This window comes from Neisseria sp. P0021.S005 (genome assembly GCF_051956955.1).
This window is the reverse complement of record NZ_JBQCWY010000164.1, coordinates 1-5,783: the sequence shown is the minus strand read 5'-3', so window position 1 is coordinate 5,783 and position 5,783 is coordinate 1. Positions and strand designations below refer to the sequence as shown.

Annotated in this window: 6 protein-coding genes; 4 read left to right on the top strand and 2 right to left on the bottom strand. The window is 49.1% G+C overall.

What is annotated here, in order from left to right; all coding sequences use genetic code 11:
• Positions 1-219, bottom strand: a 219-nt coding sequence (locus ACTHUE_RS09935) for a LysR family transcriptional regulator (RefSeq protein WP_440423392.1), incomplete at its 3' end; no start/stop codon positions are given.
• Between the two features lie 120 nt (positions 220-339).
• Here ACTHUE_RS09935 and ACTHUE_RS09930 point away from each other — a divergent pair.
• The gene (locus tag ACTHUE_RS09930; RefSeq protein WP_107769107.1) at positions 340-996 is read left to right on the top strand and encodes an NAD(P)-dependent oxidoreductase; all 657 of its coding nucleotides are present in this window, start codon (positions 340-342) and stop codon (positions 994-996) included.
• A gap of 237 nt (positions 997-1,233) precedes the next feature.
• Here ACTHUE_RS09930 and ACTHUE_RS09925 read toward each other — a convergent pair whose 3' ends face one another.
• Positions 1,234-1,689 carry a PH domain-containing protein gene (locus tag ACTHUE_RS09925; protein WP_107769106.1) on the bottom strand — a complete coding sequence of 152 codons (456 nt, stop codon included), beginning with the start codon at positions 1,687-1,689 and terminating at the stop codon, positions 1,234-1,236.
• A 102-nt stretch (positions 1,690-1,791) separates the two neighbouring features.
• Here ACTHUE_RS09925 and ACTHUE_RS09920 point away from each other — a divergent pair, with 102 nt between their 5' ends.
• From ACTHUE_RS09920 to rmuC, 3 genes are all read left to right on the top strand, one after another.
• Positions 1,792-2,022 carry a helix-turn-helix domain-containing protein gene (locus ACTHUE_RS09920; RefSeq protein WP_049344313.1) on the top strand — a complete coding sequence of 77 codons (231 nt, stop codon included), beginning with the start codon at positions 1,792-1,794 and terminating at the stop codon, positions 2,020-2,022.
• Between the two features lie 125 nt (positions 2,023-2,147).
• Positions 2,148-3,512, top strand: a complete 1,365-nt coding sequence (gene mnmE / locus ACTHUE_RS09915; RefSeq protein ID WP_107792232.1) for a tRNA uridine-5-carboxymethylaminomethyl(34) synthesis GTPase MnmE — start codon at positions 2,148-2,150, stop codon at positions 3,510-3,512.
• Between the two features lie 1,027 nt (positions 3,513-4,539).
• Positions 4,540-5,783: DNA recombination protein RmuC (rmuC, locus tag ACTHUE_RS09910; protein ID WP_440423390.1), on the top strand; the 1,244-nt coding region annotated here is incomplete at its 3' end.

Here is a 5,783-nt window from a genome sequence, read left to right as displayed (position 1 = left end):
GGCGAGACGGCGGCAGTATTCGCCCAAGGCGCGGCCGGCATCGGTAGGCGCAAGGCTGCGCGTGCTGCGGTTTAACAGCTTGATGCCGTGCAGGGTTTCGAGGCGATTGATGTGCTGGCTGACAGCAGACGGGGTCATGCCCAGCGCGGCAGCGGCGGCATTCATGCTGCCATGTTCGAGGACAGTAGCGAAAACAAGCAGGGGTTTGATGTCTTGCATTTAGAAATAATTGTTTAGTTTAACTTCACAATAATAACAGTAAATCAGGGATTATCAAGCATTTCAGACGGCCTTACAATGCACTCATCTAATCAATCACATCCCCACAAGGAGTTAAATATGAAAATCGCAGTTATCGGTGCAACAGGTTATGTCGGCAACGCAGTCGTTCAAGAATTAGCAGGCCGCGGTCATAAAGTAACCGCTTTCGCCCGCAACACAGACAAAGTGTTCCAAGCGCAAAATGTTGCCGCAGTCTCCGCAGATGTCAATGCAGCCGATTTTGCCGACAAACTGGCCGGTTTTGATGCCGTAGTCAGCGCGTTCAACCCGGGCTGGACCAATCCCAACATCGGCGCGGATTTCACACACGGCGCAAACAGCATTGTCGAAGCAGCAAAAGCAGCGCAAGTGCCTTATTTATTGCTCGTCGGCGGCGCGGGCAGCCTGTATGTGGCACCCGGTTTGCAAGTTATCGATACGCCCGACTTCCCGAAAGAAATTTTCGACGGCGCCAATGCCGCACGCCATCTCTTGGCAGAACTCCTGCCGCGCCGCGATGTGAACTGGTCTTTCGTTTCCCCTCCGGCACGACTGGGCGCGGACGGCGGTTTCAGCGAAGACAAAACCGGCAAATACCGCTTGGGCAAAGACGATTTGCTGATGGACGGTGAAATTCCGGCAGGCATCAGCGTGGCCGATTTGGCAGTCGCCATCGCCGACGATGCGGAAAACAAAGCGCATTTGTTTGAACGCTTTACTGTCGCCGCCGTTTAATCATCTTAATTTAAAGGCCGTCTGAAACCCAAAGTTTCAGACGGCCTTTTCATATTCGGATTGATAGAAATAAATATTTAATTACAATTTTGCTATAGCAAACATAACTAACTTCCGATATTTCAAGGCTTCCAACCTCGTCAGTCCCACCTGCGCGGAAATGACGGCAATAGGTATTGCGTATCGAAAATAAAGTAATTGGGCTATATAAAACAAAAACCACCGTTTCCACCCACCTCAAACGGCAGGCGGTTTTAATTCAATTTGATTTTTCGAGCCACCACCAATTTCGTTATCTATAAAATCATTGAATTGTTGACGGAACTCCATTGGTCGTGCGATATAAGGAATCGGAGCATGACTGCCGCCCGTCCCTCTGACCACTACGGAGCCATAATTGAAAATCCTGCCCCAAAAACCTTGATTTACCGAAATACTTTCGATACGGTTGATATTTATCTCAATTGTTTGCCGGCGGATAAAGCCAAACTTAGCGATAACCCTTTTGTTAGTTAAAGCAAGCTCGGTTGTCATTACATTCAATACCGCGAACACTATAAATACGATACCGATTACCCACATCAACAGCAGGATACCGAAAAAAATCCTCCAGAATTGGGAAAACCACGATACTTGCGCTTTATAAACAATACGTTCACCTCGCCCTAAAGAGCTTTCAATATAACTTGTCATTTAACATTCTCCACATTAGGTATTTTCCAAAAATACGGATTATAATCCGTGGATAAATAGGCGTCAAAATTGGATATTTTGAGATTTGTGAAGACAAATCTCATGAGTAAAATCAGTGTTTTGATAGGTATAAAAATCCGAGAAATCCGCAAACAGTCCAATATCAACCAAGAAAGCTTAGCCTTACTTGCCGATATAGACAGAAGCTATATGGGTAGAATAGAAAGGGGGGAGGTCAACATAACGGTTGATAAACTATATCAACTGTCTTCTGCTTTAAACTGTTCCGTACACGACTTACTACCGGATGATTTGGAAATTAAAAATACCTGAACCGTTTAAGTAGTCCGCCCACATTGCCAATCTGCTAAAAAGGTCGTCTGAAACCCCAAAACCCAAAGTTTCAGACGGCCTTTTGCTATAATACGCACATTAAATTTACCTATACGCGAGTTCTCATGTCCGTAACCCAACCCACCATCGCCGCCATCGCCACCGCACCCGGACGCGGTGGAGTCGGCGTGATCCGCCTTTCCGGCAAAAACCTGCTGCCTTTGGCGCAAACCCTCAGCGGCGGCAAAACGCCCAAGCCGCGCACCGCGCTTTACACCGACTTTCTCGGCGGCGACGGACAGCCGATAGACAACGGCATCCTGCTCTACTTCGCCGCGCCAGCCAGCTTTACCGGCGAAGACGTGATTGAGTTGCAGGGACACGGTGGCCCCGTCGTGATGGACATGTTGCTCTCGCGCTGCCTCGAACTGGGTGCGCGCATGGCGGAGCCGGGCGAATTTACCAAACGCGCCTTCCTCAACAACAAACTCGACCTTGCACAAGCCGAAAGCGTCGCCGACCTCATCGACGCCTCCAGCAAGTCTGCCGCACGTATGGCGTTGCGTTCGCTCAAAGGCGCATTTTCCCGACACATACACGAGCTGGTAGACGACCTTATTACTTTGCGGATGCTGGTCGAAGCCACGCTGGACTTCCCCGAAGAAGACATCGACTTTCTCGAAGCCGCCGACGCGCGCGGCAAGCTCCAAGCCCTGCAAGGCCGTCTGGAAACCGTGCTTGCCAGTGCGGAACAAGGCGCGATTTTGCGCGAAGGCATGAACGTCGTCCTCGTCGGCGCGCCCAACGTCGGCAAATCCAGCCTGCTCAACGCCTTGGCTGGCGACGACATCGCCATCGTAACCGACATCGCCGGCACCACCCGCGACACCGTGCGCGAACAAATCACCCTCGACGGCGTGCCCGTCCACATCATCGACACCGCCGGTCTGCGCGAAACCGACGACGTGGTCGAACAAATCGGCATCGAGCGCAGCCGCAAAGCCGTCTCCGAAGCCGATGTCGCCCTGATTCTGATTGACCCGCGCGAAGGCTTGAACGCCAAAACCCAAGCCATTTTGAACAGCCTGCCCGAAGGTTTGAAAAAAATCGAAATCCACAACAAAGCCGACCTGACCGGCGAACCTGTCGCCGTCCGTTCAGACGGCCTCGCGCAAACCGGCGCGGAAAGTGTCATCAGCCTGTCCGCCAAAACCGGCGCGGGTCTTGACTTACTCAAACACGCGCTGTTGCAGGAAGTCGGCTGGCAGGGCGAAAGCGAAAGCCTGTTCCTCGCCCGCAGCCGCCACCTCAACGCCCTGCACGAAGCCGAAGCCGAGCTGGAAAACGCCGCCCTCTGCGACAACAACCAAATCGAGCTTTTCGCCGAACACCTGCGCCTCGCCCAAAACGCGTGCAGCGAAATCACAGGCGAATTTACCGCCGACGATTTGCTGGGCGTGATTTTCTCGCGCTTCTGTATCGGCAAATAAAACGGTTTGCCATCAAATACAAAGGCCGTCTGAATGTTCAGACGGCCTTTTTTATCACCAAAACAAGCTTAATTTCACTTGCGTTTATTTATTGGCAGCTTCTGCCATATTTTTTGCGATTTTGGTTGCGCCAACTGTCAAACCGGACATGCCGATCAAAGAAGCCGCAGCCAATTTGATTAATGTTTTCATTTTAACTCTTTTCTGTGTATTTAAGGGTGTGTTGTGTATTTTTTATTTGTCGGCATCAGCCATATTGTGGGCGATATTGGTTGCGCCGACGGTCAGGCCGGACATACCGATTAAAGAGGCTGCTGCCAGTTTAATTAAAGTTTTCATTGTTTGTCTCACTTTCTTGTCTGTCGGCCGAAAAACGGCCTAAGTTGCGTTTTCTGAAGTATTGTAATCAATTCGTTTATAATTGAATTATTTGTGTACTACCGTTTCAATATTGTAGGCGACGCCGAGTGCGGAGGCCGGTATCCCCGACATACCGATTAAAGAAGCGACGGCAAGCGTTATTAAATGTGCCATTTTAAGTAGTCCTTTTTCATAGATACAAAATGTTATTTAACAACATACACATTTTTTCGCCGGCATCTGCGCCGCCGACAGGACGAATCATACCGTGTTAATCGTTAATTAATACGACTTTTTCGTAAAGATAAAATGATAAAAATGTACATAATGAAGATTTTAGTTAATTTATATTTTGTTTTGAAAATGACACCGATGTCTTTTTCAATGACACCGATGTCTTAATTACATATACACTACAAACGTATCTTTCTGCGCCCATAAAATCCCTCCTTTTTTGTTGCAAAATTGCACTCTAAATTAAATATATTTTTAAATTCAAAATGTTACAAAATTATATTTTTTGCAAACCAAATATTCATTTAGTCAAAACCAATACCTTTGATAGCTTCTTTTAAAGAAAACACACGTTTCTAGCGCATATCCGACCATAAAATGCGCTGCAAATATATGATATAGTGAAACATTCTGCATATTGACTATTTCCAGCATGAACAACACCCTAATCCTGACCGGTGCGGCCGCATTTTTTATCGGCGCGCTGTTTGCTTGGCTGATAACACGCTACCAAACCCAAAGCCGACACTTTATTGTTTTACAAGAATTGGCCGAAAGCCGCCGCCTGCATGAGTTTGCCGAACAGGTGCAGGCTCAAACTGCGGCGGACTTGGCGCAAAGCCGCCATACCGTGCAGGAATTGCAAGACGAATTGCAGGAGACAGGCAACCGCTTTGCCGCAGCCGAAAAACAGATTGCCTATCTGCAAGATTGCGAGGCCGAAGCCGAAGCTTTAAAACACGAATGTGCAAAATGGCAGCAAAGCGCGCAAAACCTGCAAATCAACAACGAACGCCTCAACACGCAACTGATTCAAGAACAGGCATTGAGTGCGGATAAAAATACGCTTTTACAACAGCAGGAAACGGAAAAAGGCCGTCTGAAACAAGACTACGACACGCTGTTGGAGCAAAACCATGCGCTGCAAGTCCAAAACGAACGCCTCTCCACACAACTGGCGCAAGAAAAAGCCAATATCGACGACAAAAACAGCCTTTTACAGCAACAGGAAGCTGAAAAAGGCCGTCTGAAACAAGAATACGCCGCCCTTTTGGAGCAAAACCACGCGCTTCAAGTCCAAAACGAGCGCCTCAACACCCAATCGGAAAAAGACCGTCAGGCTGCCGAAGAAAAACTAACCCTGCTGGCAGATGCTCGTAAAAACCTGAGCGACCAGTTCCAAAACCTCGCCAACACTATTCTGGAAGAGAAAAGCCGCCGCTTTACCGAACAAAACCACGACCATCTCCAGCAACTACTCAATCCGCTCAACGAACGCATACACGGCTTCAGCGAGCTGGTTCAGCAGACTTATGAAAAAGAAGCCAAAGAACGCCTGACCATCGAAAACGAGCTCAAACGCCTGCAAACACTCAACACCCAGCTCCACCACGATGCCAAAGCGCTGACCACCGCGCTGACCGGCACGCAAAACAAAACCCAAGGCAACTGGGGCGAGATGATTTTGGAAAGCGTATTGGAAAATTCCGGCCTGCAAAAAGGCCGCGAATACATCGTTCAAGCTTCCAGCGTCCGCCACGAAGCAGACGGCACCCAACGCCGCCTCCAGCCCGACGTCCTCATCAATCTGCCCGACAACAAACAAATCGTCATCGACTCCAAAGTATCGCTGACCGCCTACGTCCGCTATACGCAAAGCACCGGCGCAGAAGCAGA